The 23,676-nt window shown below is 63.8% G+C and carries 20 protein-coding genes; 12 read left to right on the top strand and 8 right to left on the bottom strand.

All coding sequences use genetic code 11. From position 1 onward, the window contains the following. Window positions 1-22: 22 nt before the first annotated feature. The gene (locus ACFPO9_RS16585; protein WP_379772265.1) at window positions 23-1,195 is read left to right on the top strand and encodes a sensor histidine kinase; all 1,173 of its coding nucleotides are present in this window, start codon (window positions 23-25) and stop codon (window positions 1,193-1,195) included. On the opposite strand, the gene ACFPO9_RS16590 is transcribed toward ACFPO9_RS16585, so the two are convergent. After that, complete coding sequence (locus tag ACFPO9_RS16590) at window positions 1,185-1,910, bottom strand: amino acid ABC transporter ATP-binding protein (RefSeq protein ID WP_379772267.1); 726 nt, start codon at window positions 1,908-1,910, stop codon at window positions 1,185-1,187. The two genes, ACFPO9_RS16585 and ACFPO9_RS16590, sit on opposite strands and share 11 nt — an antisense overlap. A gap of 173 nt (window positions 1,911-2,083) precedes the next feature. Between ACFPO9_RS16590 and ACFPO9_RS16595 the strand changes: the two genes are divergently transcribed. The 5 genes from ACFPO9_RS16595 (at window position 2,084) to ACFPO9_RS16615 (ending at window position 6,308) form a co-directional block, all read left to right on the top strand. Then, on the top strand, window positions 2,084-3,355 hold the full coding sequence (locus ACFPO9_RS16595; protein ID WP_379772269.1) for a dicarboxylate/amino acid:cation symporter: 1,272 nt from the start codon (window positions 2,084-2,086) through the stop codon (window positions 3,353-3,355). Window positions 3,356-3,469: 114 nt separating this feature from the next. Continuing rightward, a complete protein-coding gene (locus ACFPO9_RS16600) occupies window positions 3,470-4,558 on the top strand; it encodes a type II asparaginase (RefSeq protein WP_379772271.1) in 1,089 nt (362 codons plus the stop codon). A gap of 400 nt (window positions 4,559-4,958) precedes the next feature. After that, window positions 4,959-5,450 (top strand): Hcp family type VI secretion system effector, encoded by a 492-nt coding sequence (locus tag ACFPO9_RS16605; RefSeq protein ID WP_379772273.1) that lies wholly within the window; start codon window positions 4,959-4,961, stop codon window positions 5,448-5,450. Window positions 5,451-5,460: 10 nt separating this feature from the next. Beyond that, entirely contained in the window at window positions 5,461-5,937 is a 477-nt protein-coding gene (locus tag ACFPO9_RS16610; protein ID WP_379772275.1) for a penicillin-insensitive murein endopeptidase, read from the top strand. Then, window positions 5,934-6,308: a hypothetical protein gene (locus ACFPO9_RS16615; protein WP_379772277.1), complete on the top strand. Its 375-nt coding sequence runs from the start codon at window positions 5,934-5,936 to the stop codon at window positions 6,306-6,308. Before ACFPO9_RS16610 ends, ACFPO9_RS16615 begins: the two co-directional genes overlap by 4 nt. 223 nt (window positions 6,309-6,531) lie before the next feature. On the opposite strand, the gene ACFPO9_RS16620 is transcribed toward ACFPO9_RS16615, so the two are convergent. Continuing rightward, window positions 6,532-7,404 carry a Kdo hydroxylase family protein gene (locus ACFPO9_RS16620; RefSeq protein WP_379772279.1) on the bottom strand — a complete coding sequence of 291 codons (873 nt, stop codon included), beginning with the start codon at window positions 7,402-7,404 and terminating at the stop codon, window positions 6,532-6,534. 3 nt (window positions 7,405-7,407) lie between these two features. Next, complete coding sequence (locus ACFPO9_RS16625) at window positions 7,408-9,264, bottom strand: ABCB family ABC transporter ATP-binding protein/permease (RefSeq protein WP_379772282.1); 1,857 nt, start codon at window positions 9,262-9,264, stop codon at window positions 7,408-7,410. 62 nt (window positions 9,265-9,326) lie between these two features. Between ACFPO9_RS16625 and ACFPO9_RS16630 the strand changes: the two genes are divergently transcribed. After that, window positions 9,327-9,761, top strand: a complete 435-nt coding sequence (locus ACFPO9_RS16630) for an acyl-CoA thioesterase (protein WP_230029645.1) — start codon at window positions 9,327-9,329, stop codon at window positions 9,759-9,761. 7 nt (window positions 9,762-9,768) lie between these two features. Beyond that, the gene (locus ACFPO9_RS16635; RefSeq protein WP_379772285.1) at window positions 9,769-11,355 is read left to right on the top strand and encodes an alkaline phosphatase D family protein; all 1,587 of its coding nucleotides are present in this window, start codon (window positions 9,769-9,771) and stop codon (window positions 11,353-11,355) included. Between the two features lie 155 nt (window positions 11,356-11,510). Here ACFPO9_RS16635 and ACFPO9_RS16640 read toward each other — a convergent pair whose 3' ends face one another. The 4 genes from ACFPO9_RS16640 to ACFPO9_RS16655 all read right to left on the bottom strand — a co-directional run bounded on the left by ACFPO9_RS16640 (window position 11,511) and on the right by ACFPO9_RS16655 (window position 18,492). Beyond that, entirely contained in the window at window positions 11,511-13,184 is a 1,674-nt protein-coding gene (locus ACFPO9_RS16640) for a long-chain-fatty-acid--CoA ligase (protein ID WP_379772288.1), read from the bottom strand. A 127-nt stretch (window positions 13,185-13,311) separates the two neighbouring features. After that, window positions 13,312-14,994: a long-chain fatty acid--CoA ligase gene (locus ACFPO9_RS16645; protein WP_379772290.1), complete on the bottom strand. Its 1,683-nt coding sequence runs from the start codon at window positions 14,992-14,994 to the stop codon at window positions 13,312-13,314. A 153-nt stretch (window positions 14,995-15,147) separates the two neighbouring features. Further along, window positions 15,148-16,275 carry an aminopeptidase gene (locus ACFPO9_RS16650; RefSeq protein WP_379772293.1) on the bottom strand — a complete coding sequence of 376 codons (1,128 nt, stop codon included), beginning with the start codon at window positions 16,273-16,275 and terminating at the stop codon, window positions 15,148-15,150. 138 nt (window positions 16,276-16,413) lie between these two features. Beyond that, window positions 16,414-18,492 (bottom strand): molybdopterin-containing oxidoreductase family protein, encoded by a 2,079-nt coding sequence (locus ACFPO9_RS16655; RefSeq protein ID WP_379772296.1) that lies wholly within the window; start codon window positions 18,490-18,492, stop codon window positions 16,414-16,416. A 126-nt stretch (window positions 18,493-18,618) separates the two neighbouring features. Here ACFPO9_RS16655 and ACFPO9_RS16660 point away from each other — a divergent pair, with 126 nt between their 5' ends. Then, window positions 18,619-19,809 carry a M20 aminoacylase family protein gene (locus tag ACFPO9_RS16660; protein ID WP_379772299.1) on the top strand — a complete coding sequence of 397 codons (1,191 nt, stop codon included), beginning with the start codon at window positions 18,619-18,621 and terminating at the stop codon, window positions 19,807-19,809. A 95-nt stretch (window positions 19,810-19,904) separates the two neighbouring features. Here ACFPO9_RS16660 and ACFPO9_RS16665 read toward each other — a convergent pair whose 3' ends face one another. Continuing rightward, the gene (locus ACFPO9_RS16665) at window positions 19,905-20,828 is read right to left on the bottom strand and encodes an NAD(P)-dependent oxidoreductase (protein ID WP_379772302.1); all 924 of its coding nucleotides are present in this window, start codon (window positions 20,826-20,828) and stop codon (window positions 19,905-19,907) included. A 91-nt stretch (window positions 20,829-20,919) separates the two neighbouring features. Here ACFPO9_RS16665 and ACFPO9_RS16670 point away from each other — a divergent pair, with 91 nt between their 5' ends. The 3 genes from ACFPO9_RS16670 (at window position 20,920) to ACFPO9_RS16680 (ending at window position 23,604) form a co-directional block, all read left to right on the top strand. Beyond that, a complete protein-coding gene (locus ACFPO9_RS16670; RefSeq protein ID WP_379772304.1) occupies window positions 20,920-21,477 on the top strand; it encodes an acyloxyacyl hydrolase in 558 nt (185 codons plus the stop codon). A 129-nt stretch (window positions 21,478-21,606) separates the two neighbouring features. Continuing rightward, entirely contained in the window at window positions 21,607-23,058 is a 1,452-nt protein-coding gene (locus tag ACFPO9_RS16675) for a DHA2 family efflux MFS transporter permease subunit (RefSeq protein WP_379772306.1), read from the top strand. A 72-nt stretch (window positions 23,059-23,130) separates the two neighbouring features. Then, on the top strand, window positions 23,131-23,604 hold the full coding sequence (locus tag ACFPO9_RS16680) for a YbhB/YbcL family Raf kinase inhibitor-like protein (RefSeq protein ID WP_379772308.1): 474 nt from the start codon (window positions 23,131-23,133) through the stop codon (window positions 23,602-23,604). The last annotated feature ends 72 nt before the right edge of the window (window positions 23,605-23,676 follow it).

Consider the following 23,676-nt stretch of genomic DNA (forward strand, 5'->3'; position numbering starts at 1 on the left):
GCAGGAAAGTGTCTTACGCGACGTGGCTGCCATCCAGGCCATCAGCGCGGTGCCTACCATCCTCGAGACGGTTGCCGTCACAACCGGGCTGGGTTTCGTCTGCATCGCGCGCGTTACGCAGGATTCCTGGACCACCTGTGCGGTACTGGACAAACTCGATTTCGGCCTGAACGTCGGCGACGGGCTCGATGTCACGACCACCCTGTGCGAAGAGGTACGCGACACCGGCAAGGCCATCATCATCGATTGCGTCAGCACCGATGGCGCCTACCACGACCACCATACGCCGCGCATCTATGGTTTCGAGAGCTATATCTCGATCCCGATCTTCCGCCAGAACGGCGACTACTTCGGCACCTTGTGCGGGCTGGATCCGAAGCCCGCCACGCTGTCCACGCCGGCCATCACCTCCAGCATGACGCTCTTCGCCCAGTTGATTTCGCTGCAGATGGAAGCCGATGCGCAGCTGACGGATACCCGTGGCCTGCTGGCCGACGAGCGCGAAACGGCGGAGTTGCGCGAACAGTTCATTGCCGTCCTCGGCCACGATTTGCGCACGCCGCTCGGATCGATCCTGATGGCGGTGGAAGTCGCCAAGCGCAAGGAACCCGACAGCGGAATGCGGGCCCTGCTCGACCATATCGGGCGCAGCGCCCATCGCATTTCGGCGCTGGTCGACGACGTGGTCGACTTCACCCGCGGACGCATGGGCGGCGGCATCGCCCTCGAACTGCGCCGCGAGTACAATCTGCACCTGGCGTTCGAGCAAGTCATCGAGGAGCTGCGCGGTGTGCATCCGGAACGCACGATCAATGCGCAGCTGCAGCCGATCGCGCTCTTGCTGTGCGACCGGGGCAGGATGAGCCAGATGCTGTCCAACCTGCTCAACAATGCGCTGGTGCACGGCGATCCGGCCTTGCCGGTCGAGGTCACGGCCAGCGAGGCAAACGACGTCTTCCAGCTCACGGTCACGAATGCCGGCCCACGGATCCCGGACGAGGTCAGGCGCCAGTTGTTCAAGCCGTTCTGGCGCGGTTCGGTCAAGGTGGCCCGCGAAGGGCTAGGCCTGGGCCTGTTCATTGTTTCCGAGATCGCGCGCTCGCACGGCGGGCGCATCGATGTCGTCACCTCGGACAAGGCGACATCCTTCATCTACAAAGTGCGCAGGATGGATTTCGCTGCGCTCAGTGGATAATCCGCGCCAGGAATTCGCGCGCCCGTTCCGACTTCGGCGCCGTGAAGAAATCGTCCTTGGCGCTCTCCTCGACGATGCGGCCGTGGTCCATGAACAGGATGCGGTCGGCCACCCGGCGCGCGAAGCCCATCTCGTGGGTCACCACCATCATGGTCATGCCGTCCTGGGCCAGGCCGGTCATCACGTCCAGCACCTCGCCCACCATCTCCGGGTCGAGCGCGGAGGTCGGCTCGTCGAACAGCATCGCGATCGGGTCCATCGCCAACGCGCGCGCGATCGCCACGCGCTGCTGCTGGCCGCCGGAGAGCTGGCTGGGGAATTTGTCCTGGTGCGCCAGCAGGCCGACCCGTTCCAGGTATTTCAGGCCGTTGGCGGTGGCTTCCTCGCGCGAGCGCTTCAGGACCTTCATCTGGGCCAGGTTCAGGTTGTCGCGCACGGACAGGTGCGGGAACAGCTCGAAGTTCTGGAACACCATGCCGATCTTCGCGCGCAGCGCCGGCAAACGGGTACTTGGGTCGCCGACCGCGGTACCGTCGACGTGGATGCTGCCCTGCTGGAAGGGCTCGAGGCCGTTGACGGTCTTGATCAGGGTCGACTTGCCCGAACCGGAGGGGCCGCAGACCACCACCACGTCGCCGCGTTGCACCCGCGTGCTGCAGTCGCTGAGCACCTGGAAGCTGCCATACCACTTGCTGACTTTGTCTAATTCGATCATGGGCTTAACTATGTGTTTCCCTGCATTTGAGCGTGCTTGACAGCACCATCGGCCCCTAGGATACTGCGGAACTTGTCAAGATTGTCAGCATTGTGCCCGAAAAGCCAGGAGAGCAGGACCGACGATCCCGCCTGATTTCCGCCGCGCCGCCGCCACCACCAGAAGGAAGCCCTATGAATAATCGAAACCGCCTGACCACTTATATTCTCGTGGGGCTGGTGCTCGGCATCGCCGCCGGCTATATCGCGCACACGAACCTCGCTGATCCGGCCGGCTTCGCCGACACGCTGTCACTGGTGACCACCCTCTTCCTCCGCCTGATCAAGATGATCATCGCGCCGCTGGTGTTCTCGACCCTGGTGGTCGGCATCGCCAAGATGGGCGACGCTTCGGAGGTCGGCCGCATCGGCGTCAAGGCGCTGGGCTGGTTCATCATCGCCTCGATCCTGTCGCTGACCCTGGGCCTGGTCCTGGTGAACCTGTTCCGCCCGGGCGACGCGATGGCCGCCGCCGGCCACCTGCCGGCCGTGACGGAATCCTCGGGCATCGCCGTCACCGGCCTGACGCTCAAGGAATTCATCACCCACCTGGTGCCGTCCTCGATCGTGGACGGCATGGCCAAGAACGAGATCCTGCAGATCGTGATCTTCTCGATCTTCTTCGGCACCGGCGCCGCCGCCGTCGGCGCGCGCGCCACCCCGCTGATCGACGCCATCGACGGCGCCGCCCACGTGATGCTGAAAGTGACCGGCTATGTCATGAACTTCGCGCCGGTCGCGGTGTTCGCGGCGGTCGCCAGCGTGATCGCCAAGAGCGGCGTCGGCGTGCTGGCGACCTACGGCGTGTTCATGGGCGAGTTCTACCTCGGCATCGCCCTGCTGTGGATCGTGCTGATCGCGATCGGCATCCTGTTCGTCGGCCCGCGCATCCTGCAGCTGCTGCGCGAACTGCGCGAACCGACCATCCTGGCCTTCACCTGCGCCTCGTCGGAAGCCGCTTTCCCGAAAACCCTGGAAGGCCTCGAGCGCTTCGGCGTGAAGAACCGCCTGGCCGCCTTCGTGCTGCCGATCGGTTACTCGTTCAACCTCGACGGCTCGATGATGTACTGCACCTTCGCCACCATCTTCATCGCCCAGGCCTACGGCATCGAAGTGCCGCTGTCGACCCAGATCACGATGATGCTGGTGCTGATGCTGACCTCGAAGGGCATGGCCGGCGTGCCGCGCGCCTCGCTGGTGGTGATCGCCGCGACCCTGAACCAGTTCCACATCCCGGAAGCCGGCCTGCTGCTCCTGCTGGGCATCGACCACTTCCTGGACATGGCGCGCTCGGCCACCAACGTGATCGGCAACGGCATCGCCACCGCCGTGGTGGCGAAGTGGGAGGGCGAGCTGACCAATCCGACCGCGCCCGAGAAGGATATCGCGACGTCGCCGCTGCGCTGAATTTTTTAAACGTCGTCCCCGCGCAGGCGGGGACCCAAGTTCTGCGTGAGCCAACGTAACGCGGACACACTTGGGTCCCCGCCTCCGCGGGGACGACGATTTTATGGAGACCACATGACTTATCTGAAATCCGCGCGCACCCTGTTCGCGCTCTTCCTCTGCCTGTTCGCCCTCGCCGCCCAGGCCCAGACCGCGGCCCCGGCCCCGGCCAAGCTGCCGAACGTGGTCATCCTCGCCACCGGCGGCACCATCGCCGGCACCGGCGCGACCAGCACCACCACCGTCGGCTATACCGCCGCCACGGTCGGCGTGCAGGCCCTGATCAACGCCGTGCCCGAGCTGCAGAAGGTCGCCCACGTGAGCGGCGAGCAGGTGTTCCAGATCGCCAGCGAAAACATGGGCAACGAGCAGTGGCTGACCCTGGCAAAGCGCGTCAACGCCCTGCTGGCGCAGCCGAACGTGGACGGCATCGTGATCACCCACGGCACCGACACCATCGAGGAAACCGCCTACTTCCTGAACCTGGTCGTCAAGAGCAAGAAGCCTGTCGTGGTGGTCGGCGCGATGCGTCCGTCGACCGCGATCTCGGCCGACGGCCCGATCAACCTGTACAACGCGGTGCTGACCGCCGGCAGCCAGGAAGCCGTGGGTAAAGGCGTGCTGGTGGTGATGAACGACCAGATCAACGCCGCGCGCGAAGTCACCAAGACCAACACCGTCACCACGGATACCTTCAAGTCGCCGGAACTGGGCATGCTGGGCTACGTGGTCGGCAACCAGGCGCACTTCTACCGCGCCTCGACCCGCAAGCACACGGTGGACACCGAGTTCGATATTTCGAAGCTGGACGCGCTGCCGGCGGTGGAGATCGCCTACACCTACGCCAACGTCGGCCCGACCGCCGTCAACGCCTTCGTCGCCGCCGGCGTCAAGGGCCTGGTCCACGCCGGCGTGGGCGATGGCAGCCTGCCGACCAAGGTGCGCCCTGCCCTGTCGGCAGCACGCGCAAAAGGCGTGGTCGTCGTGCGTTCGAGCCGCGTCGGCCAGGGCATCGTGGCGCGCAATGGTGAGGCGAATGACGACGAGCTGGACTTCGTGGTGTCGGATACCTTGAATCCGCAAAAGGCGCGTATTTTGCTGATGCTGGCGCTGACCAAGACTGGCAGCACCAAAGAGATTCAGCGGATGTTTTACACATATTGATCGTTAGCAGGACAGCGCCGCTGTCACCGCTACGATAGAGTCGCCTTCAGGCGTAATGCCGTTCAGCCAAGTCTGAACGGCATTTTTTATTTATAGCTTGTAAATGAGCATGTCGCGTACTTATCGCCATCGATGAATGGTGGCTTGGGACGGCCATTGTGAATCAAGTCGAGCAGTCACCGATTGTATACTTTGACGTTGCACCTCTCGGTGGCGATTCCAAGTCCCGATTTAGTCGATTGCGCGTTAATTGTCTTACGCTTCCCCCCTTCGCTGCCCCTTGCGGTAACTCGCACTTTTGATATAGCGAGCTAAGCGCCTTGATACCCATCAATTGTCATCCCTAGCGGCCCTATGACAATAGCCTCTTTTATCAGCACCCATTCCCGGAGGCAATGCCATGGCAATCGACGTGTACCTGCAAATAGACGGTATTAAAGGCGAGTCGGCAGACTCTACGCATCAAGGTTGGATCGAACTCACTTCGGCAAATTGGGGCGTAATACAGCCCAGGAGCGCAACGGCATCGACGGGCGGAGGACATACCGCTGAACGTTGTGAGCATCGATCTGTTGCCTGCACTAAGCTTGCGGACTTGGCGTCGCCGGTCCTGATGCAGCACTGCTCGATGGGAAAAACAATCCCTAAGGCCAAGCTGGAGTTCATGCGAGCTGACGGTGACGGCAAGCCGGTGAAGTATTATGAGGTCGAACTGGAGAATGTCCTGATTGCCAGCATGGACCAAGCCGTTCACCAGGGGACCATGCTTCATGACAACATCGGACTGCGGTTCTCGAAGGTCAAGTGGAAGTATTGCCAGCAGAAGATCGGTGGAGGCGCGGGAGGAAACACGGCCGGTGGCTGGGACCTGGCGGCAAACAAGGTCGCGTGAGGGAGCCGCCATGCTGGAAGTCCAACCCAAGGATTCACGCGGCTTCTTTATGATACCGCAGCACCCTGAAGGCGCCGGCTATTACGTTTACGGCACGCCGACAAATGGCGCTGGGCAGTACGGACACCCGGCGTTGCTTTCCGTCCTTTTCTTCGTGGAGCGCGAGTGGCTGGCCTCCGATACTCGCAGGTTCGGCATCGGAAATATCAGCCTTGCCAATGGCGGAGAGTACGGCAAACATCACAGCCACGTGAACGGCTTGCAGGTCGACGTCCGGGCACTCCGGCTCGATGGCGCGGAGGCTCCTGTGACTAGGTTCCAGCATGGCATATACGACCGCGCAAGCACGGCCAGGCTTATCGCGATCTTTCGCTCCCATCCTTCGGTGCATCAGGTTCTGTTCAACGACACGAGCATTCCTGGCGTCATGCCCTGGGACAAACATGATGATCACTTTCACGTTGGCGTTCGGGCGGCGATCAAATGAAAACCTCACTGCTACTTCTCTCCACTGCTGCATTCTTGACCACTGCGGCCAGCGCCGAGCAAAAGGCGATCTATCCCGCCCCGGCTAAACCACTCAAGGCGGAATACACCGTCTACTCGGGGGAGCTGGGCAACGAACAGCCACCAACCCGCACCGAACGCAAGCTTTCCGTAGAGGTAACCGGCCAGGGAGCTAAGGATATTTTCGACTCGCTCTATCCTGATGATAAGGTCACTTGCAGCGACGAGGCAGGCGAGCGATTGCGTAGTAAGGGAAATATCACGTGCTCCTACGTTCCGGCTCGCGGATATCGCTGCTTCTTTGGATTTGACCTTCGGACTGGCCGCAGCATCGCCGGGGGCAGCTGCTAAGAGGCCACATGAAGCTACGGACGGACATCCTCACTGCCAGTCAGGTTGACCGCTGCTTACCTTGCCGGCAGAGCTGTTCCCGCACCGACCGCCGTCTTCGACGGCTAGTAGCCCGATTGAGGCACGCGCGTTAGGACCTGTATAAACAAGGCCGCTAGGGATAGCGGCCTTGTCTTTTCAAACATTGTCTTCTGTCTATGGTTTGCGTATTTGCGGTGCTGGCTTACACCAGCGCATGCCCCTGCAAGCGCGTCAGGATCGCCAGCGGACTCGATTCCTTATCATACTGCCGCATCGGCGACAGCTGCGCCGTGTATTCCATCATGTACTGCCCCGACATCACCGAGTGCGAGGTCTGGTCCGAGAAGCACACCCAGGCGCAGCCGGGCGGGAAGCCGAAGGTCTCCTGCGGCGCGTTCTTCTGGTAGTCGAGGTCGGACTTCATGGCGTCGTGCAGCTGCAGCATCAGGTGGTCGTACTCGCTGCGCAGCGACTTGGTGACGTGCAGCGCATTCAGCGCTTTCGCCTGCCAGGCCACGTAGGGCTTCACGCGCGGCAGGAAGCGGCGCGCCACATCCTCGAAGGGCTCGCCGACGCGCCACACGCGCGGCACGCCGTCCAGGTTCACATTGGTGAATACGCGCAGCAGGCGCTCGCCGCGGTTCGGACGCGAGGGAAAGGCGTCGACGTGCAGGCGGCGGTCGTCGGCGCGCCAGGACTGCACCCGGGTCTCGACCTTCGAAGGACGGAAACTGGCGGCGCCGCGGCGCAGGTGCTCGGTATAGCGCGGCACCAGCTTGCCCAGCAGGCCTTCGGCTTCGTCGCGGAAGCGCTTGACCATGCCGGCCATCAGGGCCTGCGTGGCATCGTCGCCGATCACGCCTTTCAGCTTGCCGCCCTGGTCCAGGCTGATGTTGCGGACCTTCGGGTCGCGCACGTCTTCGCGGAACAGCGCCAGCTCTTCCTTCTGCGGTGCGAAGCCGTGCTCGCCGAAGTTCGGGAAGTACAGCACCTTGCCCGCTTCCAGCGCGGCGATCCAGGCCGGATTGCCGTGGCCGACCTCCTGCATGTCGATCTCGACGATCTGGTTTTCCATGTCTTATTCCTGTTCCTGTTCGAGTTCCAGCGGCGGCGACGCCAGGTCTTCGTCCTGCCTTGCCTGCTGCCGGTCCCACATCTGTTGATAGAGTCCGCGCTGCGCGATCAGTTGGGCGTGCGTGCCGCGTTCGACGATGCGGCCGTGGTCGAGCACCAGGATCTGGTGCGCGTCGGCGATGGTCGACAGGCGGTGCGCGATCACCAGGGTGGTGCGCTGCTTCGCGATTTCCTTCAGCTGCGCCTGGATCGCCTGCTCCGACTTGGAGTCGAGGGCCGACGTCGCTTCGTCGAAGATCAGGATGGCCGGGTTCTTCAGCAGCGTGCGCGCGATCGCCACCCGCTGTTTCTCGCCGCCGGACAGCTTCAGGCCGCGCTCACCCACCATTGTCGCATAGCCGTCGGGCAGGCTTTCGATGAAGTCGTGGATGGAGGCGGCGCGCGCCGCCGCGACGATATCCTCGCGGCTGGCGCCCGGGCGGCCGTAGGCGATGTTGTATTCGATGGTGTCGTTGAACAGCACCGTATCCTGCGGCACGATGCCGATCGCGTGGCGCAGCGAGTCCTGGGTGATGTTGCGGATGTCCTGGCCGTCGATGCAGATCGAACCCCGCTGCACGTCGTAGAAGCGGAACAGCAGGCGCGAGAGGGTCGACTTGCCCGAGCCGCTGTGGCCGACCACGGCGGTGGTGGTGCCGGCCGGGATCGTGAAATCGACGTCGAACAGGATCTGGCGCTTGGGGTCGTAGTTGAATTCGACGTGCGAAAACTCGACCTTCGCGCCATGCGTCACGAGCGGCTTCGCATCCGGCGAATCGGCCACTTCGCGATGCTGCTCCAGGAGGCCGAACAGGCGCTCCATGTCGGCCAGGCTCTGCTTGATCTCGCGGTAGATCACGCCCAGGAAGTTGAGCGGAATGTACAGCTGCAGCATGAAGGAGTTCACCAGCACCAGGTCGCCCAGGGTCATGCTCTTGTCGATCACGCCCTGCGTCGCGCGCCACAGGATGGCGGTGACGGCGGCGGCGATGATCAGCGACTGGCCGGTATTCAGGAAGGACAGCGAGGTCTGCGAACGCACGGCGGCGCGCTCGTAGCTCTGCAGGCCTTCGTCGTAGCGCTTGGCTTCATAATCCTCGTTGCCGAAGTACTTGACGGTCTCGTAGTTGATCAGCGAATCGATGGCCTTGGTGTTGGCCTTCGAATCCAGCTCGTTCATCGTGCGCCTGAAATGCGTGCGCCATTCGGTGACGACGATGGTGAAGGTGATGTAGGTGACCAGCGCCACCGCGGTGATGATCGAGAACCACTTGTCATAGCGCGCGGCCAGGTAGCCCAGTACCAGCGTGATCTCGACCAGGGTCGGCAGGATCGAGAACAGCGAATAGGACACCAGCGAGCTGACGCCGCGCGTGCCGCGCTCGATATCGCGCGTCATGCCGCCGGTCTGGCGGTTCAGGTGAAAGCGCAGCGACAGCGCGTGCAGGTGGCGGAACACTTGCAAGGCGATGGTGCGCACCGCGCGCTGGGTGACGCGCGCGAACAGGAACTCGCGCAGCTCGGTGAACAGCGTGCTCGAGAAGCGCAGCGCGCCATACGCGAACAGCGCGCCGAGCGGCAGCGCCAGCAGCGCATAGGGATGCGATGGCGAGATGCTGAGGCTGTCGACGATATTCTTCAGCACCAGCGGCACGCCGATGTTGGCCACCTTGGCGCCGATCAGGCAGAGCAGCGCGGCCATCACGCGCCATTTATACACCCACAGATAGGGCAGCAGCGTGCCGATCACAGCCCAGTCGTTGCGCTTGGCGTTGGGGTCGCCGGTCGGCGGCGGGGAATTGCTTGGAGGAGAGCGTCGCATGACAGAGTTTCTTTATTTATGGTTCAATCTGGGACGATTGTAGCTTTTACCGAGATTTCAAGATGACCCAGCCAGAAAACCAGACGCCATCCACCACCCGCCTGCCTGAAGGAAAGATGCCGGTGCTGCGGATGATGCCTGCCCCGTCCGATGCCAACGTCTACGGCGACGTGTTCGGCGGCTGGATCATGGCCCAGGTCGACGTCGCCGGCTCGCTGCCGGCCGTGCGCCGCGCGAATGGCCGCGTCGCCACCATCGCCGTGAATTCCTTCCTGTTCAAGAACCCGGTCTTCGTCGGCGACCTGCTGTCCTTCTACGCCGACATCGTCAAGGTCGGCAATACCTCGATCACCGTCTACGTCGAAGTCTACGCCGAGCGCAACCGCCTGCAGACCAATGTGGTGAAAGTGACCGAAGCCACCCTCACCTATGTCGCCACCGGCGCGGACCGCAAGCCGCGCCAGTTGCCGCCGCTCGAAGCGCTGATCGCGGAATAACACAAGGATGTCATCGCGCCGCCTGTTCCTGCTGGACGCGGCGCGCCTTGCCGCGGCGTTCACCGCCGCCGGCCCGTCCGTGCTGCGTGCAGCGCCGTCGAACGCGGCCGGCTATCCGTTCAGCCTGGGCGTGGCCTCCGGTTCGCCGCTGCCCGATTCCGTGATCCTGTGGACCCGCATCCTGCCAGATCCATTGGACGCCGGCTCCGCGCCCAGGCTGGCCGTGCCCTTGCGCTGGGAAGTCGCGCAGGACGAGGCCTTCCGCCGCATCGCCGCGAAGGGCAGCGCCATCGCCACGCCCGAGCTGGCGCACAGCGTGCGCGTGAACGTGACGGGACTGCAGCCGGGGCGCTGGTACTTTTATCGCTTCCTGTTCGGCGATGCCGTCAGCCCGGTCGGCCGTACGCGCACCGCGCCGGCCCCGGGCAGCATGCCGGACATGCTGAAACTGGCCGTGGCCTCCTGCCAGCACTGGGAATTCGGCAGCTATGCGGCGCACCGCTATATCGCGGAAGCGGCGCCGGACCTGGTCGCTTTCCTCGGCGACTACATCTACGAATGGGGCGCCTTCCGGCGCCAGCATCCGCAGCCGGGAGAGCGTATCGTGCGCCAGAACGAGTCGTTCGACTTGCAGAGTTATCGCCAGCGCTACGCGCAGTACAAGACCGACCCGGACCTGCAGGCGGCCCACCTGGCCGCGCCCTGGATCGTGACCTGGGACGACCATGAGGTGGCCAACGATTACGGCGCCGACCACGACGAGCGTCTCTCGAGCGATTTTTCAGCCCGGCGCGCGGCGGCCTACCAGGCCTTCTACGAACACATGCCGCTGCGCCTGCCGCCGCCGCGCAGCTTCGCCAGCGTGCGCATGTTCCAGCGTGTCGACTGGGGGCGGCTGGCGCGTTTCCACGTGCTCGACGACCGCCAATACCGCGCTTATCAAGCCTGCCCGCGCAAGGACCGGGGCGGCTCGAACTCGGTGGGCCCGCGCGCCTGCCCTTCCCTGCTCGACCCGTCGCGCAGCATGCTGGGCCGGGAGCAGGAAGCCTGGCTGGAGGAAGGCCTGACGTCCTCGAAGGCGCGCTGGAACATCCTCGCGCAGCAGACCCTGATGGCGCAATCGACCCAGGTGCCCATCGCCGGCGCGGACGGCGGGCGCTTCTGGACCGACGGCTGGGATGGCTATCCGGCGGCGCGCCGGCGCCTGTTCGATGCGCTGCTGTCCAGCCGCGCGAGCAATCCGCTGGTGCTGGGCGGCGACGTCCACACCTTCTACGCGAGCGAACTGCGCGCGGACTTCAACCGGCCGGTTTCGCGCGACAATCCGCCGATCGCGACCGAGTTCGTCGGCACCTCGGTGACCTCGAGCTCGCGCCCGCAGGAGCGCACCTTGCAGTATCTGGCGATGAACCCGCACATCAAGTTCGGGCGCAGCGACAGGCGCGGCTACATGCTGATGGAAGTGACGGCGAAGGAAACGCGGACCCGCTTCATGGGCCTGGATGAGGTAAGGGATCCGCAGACGGCGCAGCGGGAGCTGGCGGCGTTTCGGGTGGCGGATGGTAGAGCGGGGCTGGAGATTACTTCGAGCTAGGCCTGCGGCCTATGCCCGTCGTTCCCGGCATTGCCGGAAACGACTCCCCGCGCAGGCGCCTCGCGGCGCGACGCCCCAAGTCAAGCTAGCGTACTGCGAACAAACTTGGATTCCCGCCTCCGCGGGAATGACGGTCTTATCGCTAACGACAGGCTTTACGCCGTCTGTTTCTCATCCCGCAGTTCGCGCCGCAGGATCTTGCCCACGTTCGTTTTCGGCAGCGTCTCGCGGAACTCGATGAACTTCGGCCGCTTGTAGCCGGTCAGCTGCTCCTTGCAGAACTCGAGCAGGTCTTCCTTGCTCAAGGCCTTGTCCTTCTTCACCACATACAGTTTCACAGCCTCGCCCGAGTGCTGGTCCGGCACGCCCACGCAAGCCACTTCCAGCACGCCCGGGTGCGAGGCGACGACTTCTTCCACCTCGTTCGGGTACACATTGAAGCCCGAGACCAGGATCATGTCCTTCTTGCGGTCGACGATCTTGATGTAGCCCTGCTCGTTCATGATGCCGATGTCGCCGGTCTTGAAGAAGCCGTCGGCGGTCATGACCTTGGCCGTTTCGTCAGGACGCTGCCAGTAGCCGGCCATCACCTGCGGGCCGCGCACCGAGATTTCGCCGGCGGTGCCGAACGGGACTTCCTGGCTGGCTTCGTCGAGGATGCGGATCTCGGTGGACGGCAGCGGCAGGCCGATGGTGCCGGTGAAGCCGGTGATGTCGCAGCGGTTGGCGGCGACCACCGGCGAGGTCTCGGACAGGCCGTAGCCTTCGACGATCGGGGTGCCGGTCAGCGCCAGCCACTTGTCCGCCACCGGCTTCTGCACCGCCATGCCGCCGCCCGGGCAGACCAGCAGGCCCGAGAAATCGAGGCTGGCGAAGTCCGGGTTGTTCAGCAGGCCGTTGTACAGCGTATTCACGGCCGGGAAGACGTTGATGCGGTAGTTGCGCAGCTCCTTGATGAAGCCGCCAATGTCGCGCGGATTCGGGATGAGTAAATTCATGCCGCCCACGCGCATGCCCAGCAGGGCGCACACGGTCAGCGCATAGATGTGGTAAAGCGGCAGCGCGCACACGAACTGCAGGTCGGCGCCGGCCTTGGCCAGGGTCGGACCGAACCAGGCTTCGTTCTGCAGCACGTTGGCGATCACGTGCTTGTGCAGCAGGACCGCGCCCTTCGACACCCCGGTGGTGCCGCCGGTGTACTGCAGGAAGGCGACGTCGTCGTGGCCGACCGTGACCGGCTTCAGGGTCTGGCGGGCGCCTTCGGCCAGCACGCGCTTGAAGGGCACCGCGTTCGGGATCGACCAGGCCGGGACCATCTTCTTGACGGTGCGGACCACGAAATTCACGATCAGGCCTTTTGCGCCCAGCAGGTCGCCCATGCTGCCGACGATGACGTGTTTTACTTTGGTCTGGCCCACGACTTCCGCCACCGTGTGGGCGAAGTTTTCCAGCACCACGATGGCTTCGGCGCCCGAGTCGTTCAGCTGGTGCAGCAGCTCGCGCGGCGTATACAGCGGATTCACGTTGACGATGGTGTAGCCGGCGCGCAGGACGGCGGCCATCGCCACCGGATACTGCAGCACGTTCGGCATCATGATGGCCACGCGCGCGCCCGGCTGCAGGCCGCGGCTTTGCAGCCAGGCCGCCATCTGGCCGGACAGTTTATCGAGTTCGGCATAGCTCATGGACTTGCCCATGCAGGCATAGGCGGGGCGCGCCGCGTACTTGTGGAAGGCCTCCTCCAGCAGGTGCGTGAGGGAGCGGTATTGGGTCCAGTCGATGTCCGACGGTACGCCCGCCTCGTACGAATCCAGCCAGAATTTGTCCATGTGATTACCTTTCTTGTTTCAACAAACGTCGTCCCCGCGAAGGCGGGGACCCAAGTTCTGCATACGTTACTGAAACGCCAGCAAACTTGGGTCCCCGCCTTCGCGGGGACGACGGTAAAAATGCCAGCTATGCCGCCTGCTTTTCCTCGCGCAGCGCGCGTCGCAGGATCTTGCCGACGTTCGTCTTCGGCAGTTCGGTGCGGAACTCGATGTACTTCGGTTTCTTGTAGCCGGTGAACTCGCGCTTGCAGTAGTCCATCAGCTGTTCGGCCGTCAGGTTCGGGTCCTTCTTGACCACGAACACCTTCACGGCCTCGCCGGAATGCTCGTCCGGCACGCCGATCACCGCGCATTCCATCACGCCCGGATGCGCCGCGATCACGCCTTCCAGTTCGTTCGGGTACACGTTGAAGCCCGACACCAGGATCATGTCCTTCTTGCGGTCGACGATCTTCACGTACCCGTTCTCGTCCATCACGCCGATGTCGCCCGACTTGAAGTAGCCGTCCGGCGTCATCACCTTGGCCGTTTCGTCCGGGCGCTGCCAGTAGCCGGCCATCACCTGCGGACCGCGGATCGCGATCTCGCCGACGCTGCCCAGCGGGAGCTCCTTGCCGTCGTCGTCCAGGATCGCCACCTCGGTCGACGGGATCGGCAGGCCGATCGTGCCCGTGAACGACGAGATGTCGCAGCGGTTCGCGGTGGCCACCGGCGAAGTCTCCGACAGGCCGTAGCCTTCGATGATGTGCGCGCCGGTGACGGCCTTCCACTGGTCGTTGACCGCCTGCTGTACCGCCATGCCGCCGCCGTTCGACAGCTTCAGGCCCGAGAAATCCAGGTGCTTGAAGTCCGGATGGTTCACCAGCGCGTTGTACAGCGTGTTCACCGCCGGCAGCGCGTTGAACTTGTACTTGCCCAGCTCCTTGATGAAGCCCGGGATGTCGCGCGGGTTCGGGATCAGGATGTTCATGGCGCCCACCCGCATGCCCCACAGCGCGCAGACCGTCAGCGCGAAGATGTGGTACAGCGGCAGCGCGCAGACGATGACCGGGTGCTCGACCACCGGCGGCCGGTTCATCGCCACCGCCGACCAGGCCTCCGATTGCAGCAGGTTGGCGATCACGTTCCGGTGCGTCAGGGTCGCGCCCTTCGACACGCCGGTGGTGCCGCCCGTGTACTGCAGGAAGGCGACGTCCGTGTTCTTCAGCTGCGCCGGCTGGAAGGACATCTTCGCGCCCTGCGCCAGCGCGTCCTTGAAGCGCACGCTGCTCGGCAACGAGAACTCCGGCACCATCTTCTTGACGTTGCGGACCACGAAGTTGACCAGCATGCCCTTGGCGCCACCGAGCATCTCCCCCATGCTCGCCACCACCACGTGGCGCACCGGGGTCTTGCCCATCACCTGCTGCAGCGTGTGCGCGAAGTTCTCGAGCACGATGATGGCTTCGCTGCCCGAATCCTTCAGCTGGTGCTCCAGCTCGCGCGGCGTGTACAGCGGGTTCACGTTCACCACCGTGTAGCCGGCGCGCAGGATGGCGGCCAGCGCCACCGGGTATTGCAGCACGTTCGGCATCATCACCGCCACGCGCGCGCCCTTGGCCATGCCGCGGCTTTGCAGCCAGGCCGCCAGGCGCTTCGACATGCTGTCCAGCTCCGCGTAGGTGAGGAACTTGTCCATGCAGACGAAGGCGTTATTTTTGGCATACTTCTGGAAGGATTCTTCCAGCATCTGTACCAGCGAGCCGTACTGGTCGGGATCGATTTCCGCGGGAACGCCGGGCGGGTACGACTTGAGCCAAATCTTGTCCATCGGGTGCCTGTCTCCAGTGTAATTATTCTGTCTGGGCCGCCCAACCGAAAAAAACGCACGGTCGTGCTTGAGTATCTTCCATGATGCTATCGGGCAGCGCGCCCGATAGCAAGCATTTTTACTGCAATTCGAACATGCATTCTAGCCGCTTCGCTAGCGTCCTCCCATGGTCGGCGCTTCGCTGCGTTGCACCATCAAGGGCGCGCTCGGCGCCGGCGGCACCAGGGCCTTCAGGATGCGGTGACGCTCCTTGCGATCCAGCTCGGACAGCTGCCTGACCGACTTGTAGAAACGCCCGAAGCTGCCGTCCCGCTTGAGCATGGCGCGGAAGGCCGGCACGAAGTCCTCATAGGTCGCGATCGAGGCCAGGTGGGCGTTCGACAGCGGCTGCTCGAAGAAGCGGTCGTAGCCGGCATAGCCGCCCCAGTTGCCCTTCAGGACCTGGTACTCGTCCTTCAGTTCCTGGAACAGGCGCACCTTGACCGCGCGCTTTTCGTTGTCGCTGCGGTCGACCACGCCATAGTTCTGCTCGAGCGCCTTGCGGTACTTGAGCAGCAGGGCCAGGAAGTCGTGCTTGCGGCTCTTGTAGCGCGCATAGGCGTCGCGCATGCCCTGGTTGCCGAAGCGCTCCATCCAGCGTTCCACGCCCGCCTCCTCGACCGTGCTGGCGAAGGATTCGTTGAACTGCGAGTCGCCGGCCACGTAGACGACCTGGTGCGCCAGCTCGTGGAAGATCATGCGCGCCAGCTCGGCGTCAGGATAGTTGATGAAGGTGGAGATCAGCGGATCGCTGAACCAGCCCAGGGTCGAGTAGGCCGGCACGCCGCCCACTTCGACGTCGTTGCCGTCCGCCTTCAACTCCTTGGCGTAGGCCATGGCGGCGTTCTTGTCGTAGTAGCCGCGGTAGTTCACGCAGCCGGCCACCGGGAAGCACCACTGCAGGGGCCGCAGCGACAGCTCGGGCGTGGCGACCACGTTCCACAGCACGTAGGGGCGTTTCAGGGAGGCGTATTTTTTATAACTGTCATTATCTGGCAATGACATTTCGCTAACGGCGTAGCGGCGGATCTGGCGCGCGGTCTCCAGGCGGAGACGCAGTTTGGAGCTGGTGCCGGGGTCGGCGATCCAGTCGTCGATCGGACGGGAGTCCGACAGGAGTTCAAGCTGGCCCTGGGCCGCCTGCGAGTAGTAGTTCAGCGTGGAGCAGCTGGCCAGCAGCCCCGCCGCCGTGCCCACCAGGAGCAGGGCCCGGAGCCGCGGGTTGATTCGCGAAAGTTTCATGTGTCAGTAAGTTCATGGTGCGATCTTTAGGCATCATGAAAAACCGTAGCGAGCGGAAGCAATGCCTGCCGAGAAGCGCAGCTGTACGAACAGTACAGCGAGCATCGCCGGCTGGCAGTGCGACGCGCAGTAGGTTTGTCATGATGCCGACTCCACCTGCACCAGCGTGTCGTAGAAGGTCGGCGCCCGGCCCATGTCGGTCAGGCGCTGGCTGGTTACTTCGTTGGCGTTCTTGCCGTCGCTGGCGAGCTTTTTCCACCAGATCGACAGGCCGACCACGAGGCCGGCCCGCGCCTTGGGCGTGACACGGGCGCGCGCGACGAACGCGCCCCTGTCGTTAAAGATGCGCACCATCTCGCCGTGCTCGATGCCGCGGCTGGCGGCGTCGACGGGATGGATGTCCAGGTGAGGTTCACCTTCCGTGGCGCGGAGGCTCTGGACATTGACAAAGGTAGAGTTGAGGAAGTTCCTGGCCGGCGGAGAAATCATCGCCAACGGATATTTTTCCGCCAGTTCGGGATTGGATGCCACGGATTCGTAGTTGGCGATGTAGCTTGGCAGCGGATCGAGACCGTCCGCCAGCATCGCTTCGGAATAAAACTCGCACTTGCCGGAAGGCGTGGGGAAGCCGCCTTCGGCGAAGGGCGCGGCCGGCATGTTCAGCTTGCTCCAGCCGGTGCGCTTCAGCGATTCCCAATCGAAGTGCACGGCGCGTGCGTCCTGCTTGTTGAAGGCTTGCGCGGCGAGCTCGTCATCGGTCTCGTCGAACACCGGGTCATCCATGCCCATGGCCTTGGCCAGCAGGCGGAAGATCTCGGTGTTCGGTTTCGCTTCGCCCAGCGGCGCGATGGCGGCGTTATTCGCCATCATGTACAGGTGGCCGTAAGCCAGGTGGGCGTCGACGTGCTCGAGCTGGGTCGTGGCCGGCAGCAGGATGTCCGCGTAATCGGCGGTGTCGGTCTGGAAGTGTTCCAGCACCACGGTAAATAAATCGTCGCGCTCGAAGCCGCGCTGCACTTTCGACGAATCGGGAGCGATCGCCACCGGGTTCGCGTTGTAGACGATGACGGCTTCGATCTTCGAACCGAATGCCGGCGAGGCCTCCTTCAGCAGGTCGTCGCCGATGGTGTTCATGTTGATGGTGCGCGGAAGGCGGCCGCGCAGCAGGTCCGGGCGCTGCAGCGCCAGTTTATTTGCCGGGAAGGAGCCCGAGGTCGACAGCTGCACGCCACCGGCCGGATGGCGCCAGGCGCCGATCAGGGCCGGCAGGCAGGCGATATTGCGCACCGCCATGCCGCCGCCGCGCACGCGCTGCAGGCCGTAGTTCATGCGGATCGCCACCGGCTCGCCGCGCAGCGCGGTCTGACCATATTCGCGCGCCAGGTTCACGACTTCGTCCACCGTGATGCCGCAGGTTTCGGCGGTGCGCTCCGGCGTCCATTCGGCCACGCGGTCCTTCAGCTGCGCGAAGCCCAGCGTGTGCCTGGCGATGTAGTCGTGATCCAGCAGGTTTTCCTTGACCAGCACGTGCATCATGCCCAGCGCCAGCGCGCTGTCCGTGCCCGGCATGACGGCGATGTGCTGGTGGCACTTCTCGGCCGTCAGGGAACGATAAGGATCGATGGCGATGAGCTTTGCGCCGCGGCGCTTGGCTTCCTGCACGCGCATCCAGAAATGCAGGTTGGAGGCGATCGGATTGCCGCCCCAGATCAGGATCAGCTTCGCATCCTGGAACTGTTCGATGTCGGTGCCGATCGAACCACCAATGGTGTATTTGTAGCCCGTGAAGCCGGCGGTCGCGCACACGGTGCGATCGAGGAAGGACGCACCCAGCTTGTTGAAGAAGCGCATCGCCATCGCCTCGCCCTGCACCAGGCCCATGGTGCCGCAATAGCTGTAGGGCAGGATGGCCTGCGGGTCGCGTTCCGCGATCGGTTTCAGGCGCGCCGCGATTTCATCGAGGGCCTGTTCCCAGCTGATGGGTTCAAAACGGCCTTCGCCTTTCCTGCCGACGCGGCGCATGGGCGTGAGCAGGCGGTCCGGGTGATAGGTACGGTCGACGTAGCGCGAGACCTTGGTGCACAGCACCCCGGCCGTGGTCGGGTGATCCGGGTCGCCCTTGACCTCCGTCGCGACGCCGTCTTCCACCGTCACGAGGATGGCGCAGGTATCGGGGCAATCGTGCGGGCATGTTGCCCTGACAAGGGTCGTGGTCATCGAATCAGATCCGGAAAAAACGTCGAGAAACCAATAGTTTAGACGATTCCCGCGGCCATTGTGCCGGCACTGGCAAGGTCTGCTGCGTAAGGGCTACAATAGTCCAAAAACATGGGGAGAGAAGCTATGAGACTAGTCGAACCTATCCTGGCTTTTCAGTCAGAACTGGAAACCATCCGCCGCGACATCCACGCGCATCCCGAACTCTGCTACGAAGAACAACGCACCGCCGACGTGGTGGCGCGCTGCCTGGAAAACTGGGGCATCGAGGTCGTGCGCGGCCTCGGCGTCACCGGCGTCGTCGGCATCATCAAGAACGGCACTTCGGACCGCGCGATCGGCCTGCGCGCCGACATGGACGCGCTGCCGATGCAGGAACTCAACACATTTGAGCACGCGTCGCGCCACGCCGGCAAGATGCATGCTTGCGGTCATGATGGACACACAACGATGCTGTTGGGTGCAGCCCACTATCTGTCGCAGAACCGCAACTTCGACGGCACGGTCTACCTGATCTTCCAACCAGCCGAGGAAGGCGGCGCCGGCGCCCGCCGCATGATGGAGGACGGCCTGTTCGAACGCTTCCCCATGGATGCCGTGTACGGATTGCATAACTGGCCGGGTATGGCCGCCGGCACGTTCGGCGTCGTCGCCGGACCGATGATGGCATCCAGTAACGAGTTCCGCGTGCTCGTGAAGGGCAAGGGCGCGCACGCCGCGCAGCCGCACCGCGGCATCGACCCGGTGATGGTGGCGGTGCAGATCGCGCAAGCCTGGCAGACCATCATCTCGCGCGAAAAGAACCCACTGGCAACCGCCGTGCTCTCGATCACCCAGATCCACGCCGGCAGCGCCACCAACGTGATCCCCGACGAAGCGGTCCTGATCGGCACCGTGCGCACCTTCACCACCGAGGTGCTGGACCTGGTCGAACGCCGCATGGGCGAGATCGCCCAGGGTGTCTGCGCGGCCTTCAATGCGGGTGTCGATTTTTCGTTCAAGCGCAATTACCCGCCCCTGGTGAACCACCCGGAACAGACGGCGTTTGCGATCGAGGCCATGCAGGCGGTGGTCGGCGCGGACAAGGTGGATTCGAAGGTCGAACCGACCATGGGCGCCGAGGACTTCGCCTTCATGCTGCAGGCCAAGCCGGGCTGCTATGTCTTCCTCGGCAACGGCGACGGCGAACACCGCCTGGGCGGCCACGGGCTCGGGCCTTGCCAGCTGCACAATGGCAGTTATGACTTCAACGATCAGCTGCTGCCGATCGGGGCGAGTTACTGGGTGCGCCTGGTGGAGATGAGCTTGGCTAAATAAGACCGATAACGTAAGCACGTCATTCCCGCGGCCTTAATTCGTCGCCCCCGCGGCCTTAACTCGTCGCCCCCGCGAAGGCGGGGGTCCAAGTTTACTTAGCGTTCAGGCAGCGTGTCCGCCCGATCGCCAACCCGCTTGCCCGGATTGATCCTCTCGAGCGCAATCAAGGCCGCCGAGTGATCGGCCGCCGGCAAATCCGCCGCGATCGTTTCATACTGCCGCGTCACCAGCTCGGCCACCGGCAGCGTCACGCCGGCCCCGGCCGCGGCCGCCAGGATATTGCGCTGATCCTTGAGCTGGGTTTTCACCTGCCCGCCCGGCACGAAGTTCCGCTCGAGCATGCGCTGGCCGTGCACTTCCAGCACGCGGCTGCCGGCAAAGCCGCCGCGGATCGCCTCGCGCACCGCGGCCGGATCGGCGCCTGCCGCATCGGCCAGCAGCAGCGCCTCGGCCACGATGTTGATGGTCGCGCCGACGATCAGCTGGTTGCACAGCTTGGCGACTTGGCCGCTGCCGACCGGCCCGACCAGGGTCGGCGATCCCATCGTCTTGAGCACGGGAACAGCTTTCTCGAAATCGGCCCCGCTGCCGCCGGCCATGATCGCGAGCGTGCCCGCTTCCGCACCGACCACGCCGCCGGACACGGGCGCATCGACGAAGCGGGAGCCGGCCTGCTTCAGCCGCGCGTCGAAGTCCAGAGCTTCGTCCTGGCGGGTCGAACTCATGTCGATCCACAAGGTACCGGGCGCAAGGAAGGGAAGCGCGGCATCGAGCACCTGGCCGACCACCGGTCCCGCATCCAGTATCGAGATGACGATGGCGGCCCCCTTGACCGCATCTTCGAGCTCGGCACAGGGCCGGGCGCCGGCGCCGCGCAGGACCTCGGCTTTCGCATGGGTGCGGTTCCAGGCGCGCAAGGGATAGCCGGCCTTGGCCAGCCGGGTCGCCATCGGTTTGCCCATCAGGCCGATGCCGAGGAACGCCAGGGTCGGCAGTGGGAGATTGGTATCGTTTTCCATTCTTCGATTCTAACAATTGACGGACCGGCCACGCCAAAACGCGGACCTCGCTAAAATAGCGGGATTCGTCATTCGAAACCAAAGGAAGAAGATGTTCTCCACCAAGAAACTCGCTACCTCGATGGCCGCTGTCGCGGCCCTGTTCGCCGCTCAGGCGGGCCATGCCCAGAACGGCCTGGTCGACGCCTACGCCGTGGAAGCCGGCGGCGGCGAACACGTGCAGGTGCTGCGCCTGTCGGCCCAGAAGGACTGGAACAAGAACTGGTTCCCGACCAGCGGCTATCACCTGTCGGGCTACTGGGACGCCAACATCGCTTACTGGCGCGCCAACCAGTGGCTGGACGTGCCGGGCAATCGCCACAACCTGGCCGTGATCGGCCTCACCCCGGTGTTCCGCTGGGAAGCCGACAACAAGCTGGGCTTCTATGCCGACGCGGGTATCGGCGCGGCCCTGTTCTCGGACGTGTACCGCAACACCCACCGCCAACTGTCGACCGCTTATGAATTCGCCGACCATGTGGGCATGGGCTATGTGTTCGCCAACAAGTGGGAACTGGGTGCGCGGCTGCAGCATTACTCGAATGGCGGTATCAAGCATCCGAACGGTGGGGTGAATCTGTTCATGGTGAAGGCGACTTATCACTACTAATTGGCGTTTCGGCTGAACACCGGGGTCAGTGAATACCGGGGTCAGAGCCCGGTTTTCGCGGGTGGGCTCTGACCCCGGTATTCACTGACCCCTGCGCCAACATTGAGCGGCTTGTGTGACAATCGCCCAATGACCGATACCAGCACCGTCAAGAGCTACCTCCCCTGGCTGGTGGCGACTGCCCTGTTCATGGAGCAGCTCGACGCCACCATCGTCAACACTGCCATTCCCAGCATCGCGGCCAGCCTGGACGTCACGCCGCTGAGCCTCAAATCCGTCGTCACCAGCTACATCCTCAGCCTCGCCGTCGGCATTCCGGTGAGCGGCTGGATGGCCGACCGTTTCGGCACCCGGCGCGTGTTCTTCATCGCGATCGGCATCTTCACGGCGGCATCGGTGCTGTGCGGACTGTCGGTGAACGCGCAGATGATGGTGGTGGCGCGCCTGCTGCAAGGACTGGGCGGCGCCATGATGATGCCGGTCGGACGCCTGGCCATCATCCGCACCTTTCCCAAGAGCGAGCTGCTGGGCGCGATGAACTTCGTGATCCTGCCGGCCCTGATCGGGCCACTGCTCGGCCCCACGGTCGGGGGCCTGATCGTGCATTGGAGTTCGTGGCGTGCGATCTTCTTCGTCAATGTGCCGGTCGGCCTGCTGGCGCTGTTTCTCGTGCATCGCTACATGCCCGATTACAAGGGCGCCGAGCCGCGCCCGCTGGACGTGATCGGCCTGATCCTGTTCAGCTCGGGCACGGCGCTGCTGTCCTGGCTGCTGGAGATCTTCGGCGAACATACGCTGGACATGGTGACCATGGTGCTGATGCTGGGCCTGTCGGTGGCGCTGCTGGCGGCCTATGTCTGGCACGCGAACGAGCGCGAGCATCCCTTGTTGCGCCTGGCGCTGCTGAAAGTGCGCACCTTTCGCATTTCCGTGATGGGCGGTTTTATTACCCGCCTGGGCGTCGGCGGCTTGCCTTTCCTGCTGCCGCTGCTGTACCAGTTGGGTCTCAAATTGCCGGCCTGGCAGTCGGGCCTGCTGATGATGCCGACCGCGGCCGCCGCGATGGGCATGAAGCTGATCGCGCCCAAGGTGCTGGCACGCTTCGGCTACCGCCAGGTGCTGGTGGTGAACACGATCTGCATCGGCCTGACGATCGCGCTGTTCGCGCTGGTCGGACCGGGCACGCCCTGGTATGCAATCGCCGGTATCGGCCTGCTGCAGGGCTTCTTCAATTCCTTGCAATTCTCGAGCATGAACACCCTGGCCTATGCGGACGTCGCGCAAAAGGACTCGAGCATGGCGAGCACGATCGCCAGTTCAGTACAGCAGTTGTCGATGAGTTTCGGCCTGGCCAGCGGATCGCTGGTAACGGCCTGGTTCCTGGGCCGTGTGCCGCAGACTAACCAGCTGATGGTGACCTCGGCCCTGCATCATGCCTTTCTGACGCTGGCCGTCACGACAATGCTGTCTTCTATCGTATTCTGGCGTTTGCGTCGTAACGATGGCGAGAGTATCAGCCGCGGCAAGCAGCGTGTGGAAGAGGCCGCCGCGCAGGATACGGCGCCGCTGTCGCAGGCTTGACCCGTTCGGGTGCAACCTGACCGGCATCGCATGGTCGAAGCGTGTAAGGCGTTCAGCCTGTAGGAGAAGAGCATGAGCCTGACACTCGTTTCGGCCGACTTCGACGCCGGCGGCAGCATTCCCGCGATACACACCTGCGATGGGACCGATACCTCACCGGCACTGTCCTGGTCGGGCGCGCCGCCGGGCACCAAGAGTTTTGCCTTGATCGTCGACGATCCGGATGCGCCGGATCCCGCGGCGCCCCAGATGACCTGGGTGCACTGGGTGCTCTACAACATTCCGGTCTCGGCGGCCAGCCTGCCCGCCAGCATACGGGGCACGGACCTGCCGCCCGGTACGCGCACCGGTTTGAACGACTGGAAGAAGAATGCGTATGGCGGGCCATGTCCGCCAACGGGACGCCACCGTTATGTGCACAAGCTCTACGCGCTGGACGTGGTCTTGCCTGACCTCGGCAATCCGACCAAGACCGACCTGGAAAAAGCGATGCAGGGGCACGTTCTGATGCAGGGCGAACTGATTGGCACCTATCAGAAGAAGTAGCGGCGCTGAAAAGCAAAAAGCCCGCCCAGAATTAACTGGACGGGCTCTGCATAATAATTAGCCTGACGATAA

The organism is Massilia aerilata (assembly GCF_042656905.1).
Lineage (GTDB): Bacteria > Pseudomonadota > Gammaproteobacteria > Burkholderiales > Burkholderiaceae_D > Telluria > Telluria aerilata.

Excerpts from the sequence above, each read along its gene's own strand:
- ACFPO9_RS16655 (WP_379772296.1), bottom strand. The coding sequence starts at position 18,492 with ATGACCACGACCCTTGTCAGGGCAACATGCCCGCACGATTGCCCCGAT.
- ACFPO9_RS16620 (WP_379772279.1), bottom strand. The coding sequence starts at position 7,404 with ATGGAAAACCAGATCGTCGAGATCGACATGCAGGAGGTCGGCCACGGC.
- ACFPO9_RS16590 (WP_379772267.1), bottom strand. The coding sequence starts at position 1,910 with ATGATCGAATTAGACAAAGTCAGCAAGTGGTATGGCAGCTTCCAGGTG.
- ACFPO9_RS16635 (WP_379772285.1), top strand. The coding sequence starts at position 9,769 with ATGTCATCGCGCCGCCTGTTCCTGCTGGACGCGGCGCGCCTTGCCGCG.
- ACFPO9_RS16680 (WP_379772308.1), top strand. The coding sequence starts at position 23,131 with ATGAGCCTGACACTCGTTTCGGCCGACTTCGACGCCGGCGGCAGCATT.
- ACFPO9_RS16595 (WP_379772269.1), top strand. The coding sequence starts at position 2,084 with ATGAATAATCGAAACCGCCTGACCACTTATATTCTCGTGGGGCTGGTG.
- ACFPO9_RS16660 (WP_379772299.1), top strand. The coding sequence starts at position 18,619 with ATGAGACTAGTCGAACCTATCCTGGCTTTTCAGTCAGAACTGGAAACC.
- ACFPO9_RS16600 (WP_379772271.1), top strand. The coding sequence starts at position 3,470 with ATGACTTATCTGAAATCCGCGCGCACCCTGTTCGCGCTCTTCCTCTGC.
- ACFPO9_RS16630 (WP_230029645.1), top strand. The coding sequence starts at position 9,327 with ATGACCCAGCCAGAAAACCAGACGCCATCCACCACCCGCCTGCCTGAA.
- ACFPO9_RS16665 (WP_379772302.1), bottom strand. The coding sequence starts at position 20,828 with ATGGAAAACGATACCAATCTCCCACTGCCGACCCTGGCGTTCCTCGGC.
- ACFPO9_RS16610 (WP_379772275.1), top strand. The coding sequence starts at position 5,461 with ATGCTGGAAGTCCAACCCAAGGATTCACGCGGCTTCTTTATGATACCG.
- ACFPO9_RS16640 (WP_379772288.1), bottom strand. The coding sequence starts at position 13,184 with ATGGACAAATTCTGGCTGGATTCGTACGAGGCGGGCGTACCGTCGGAC.
- ACFPO9_RS16650 (WP_379772293.1), bottom strand. The coding sequence starts at position 16,275 with ATGAAACTTTCGCGAATCAACCCGCGGCTCCGGGCCCTGCTCCTGGTG.
- ACFPO9_RS16605 (WP_379772273.1), top strand. The coding sequence starts at position 4,959 with ATGGCAATCGACGTGTACCTGCAAATAGACGGTATTAAAGGCGAGTCG.
- ACFPO9_RS16615 (WP_379772277.1), top strand. The coding sequence starts at position 5,934 with ATGAAAACCTCACTGCTACTTCTCTCCACTGCTGCATTCTTGACCACT.
- ACFPO9_RS16645 (WP_379772290.1), bottom strand. The coding sequence starts at position 14,994 with ATGGACAAGATTTGGCTCAAGTCGTACCCGCCCGGCGTTCCCGCGGAA.
- ACFPO9_RS16670 (WP_379772304.1), top strand. The coding sequence starts at position 20,920 with ATGTTCTCCACCAAGAAACTCGCTACCTCGATGGCCGCTGTCGCGGCC.
- ACFPO9_RS16675 (WP_379772306.1), top strand. The coding sequence starts at position 21,607 with ATGACCGATACCAGCACCGTCAAGAGCTACCTCCCCTGGCTGGTGGCG.
- ACFPO9_RS16625 (WP_379772282.1), bottom strand. The coding sequence starts at position 9,264 with ATGCGACGCTCTCCTCCAAGCAATTCCCCGCCGCCGACCGGCGACCCC.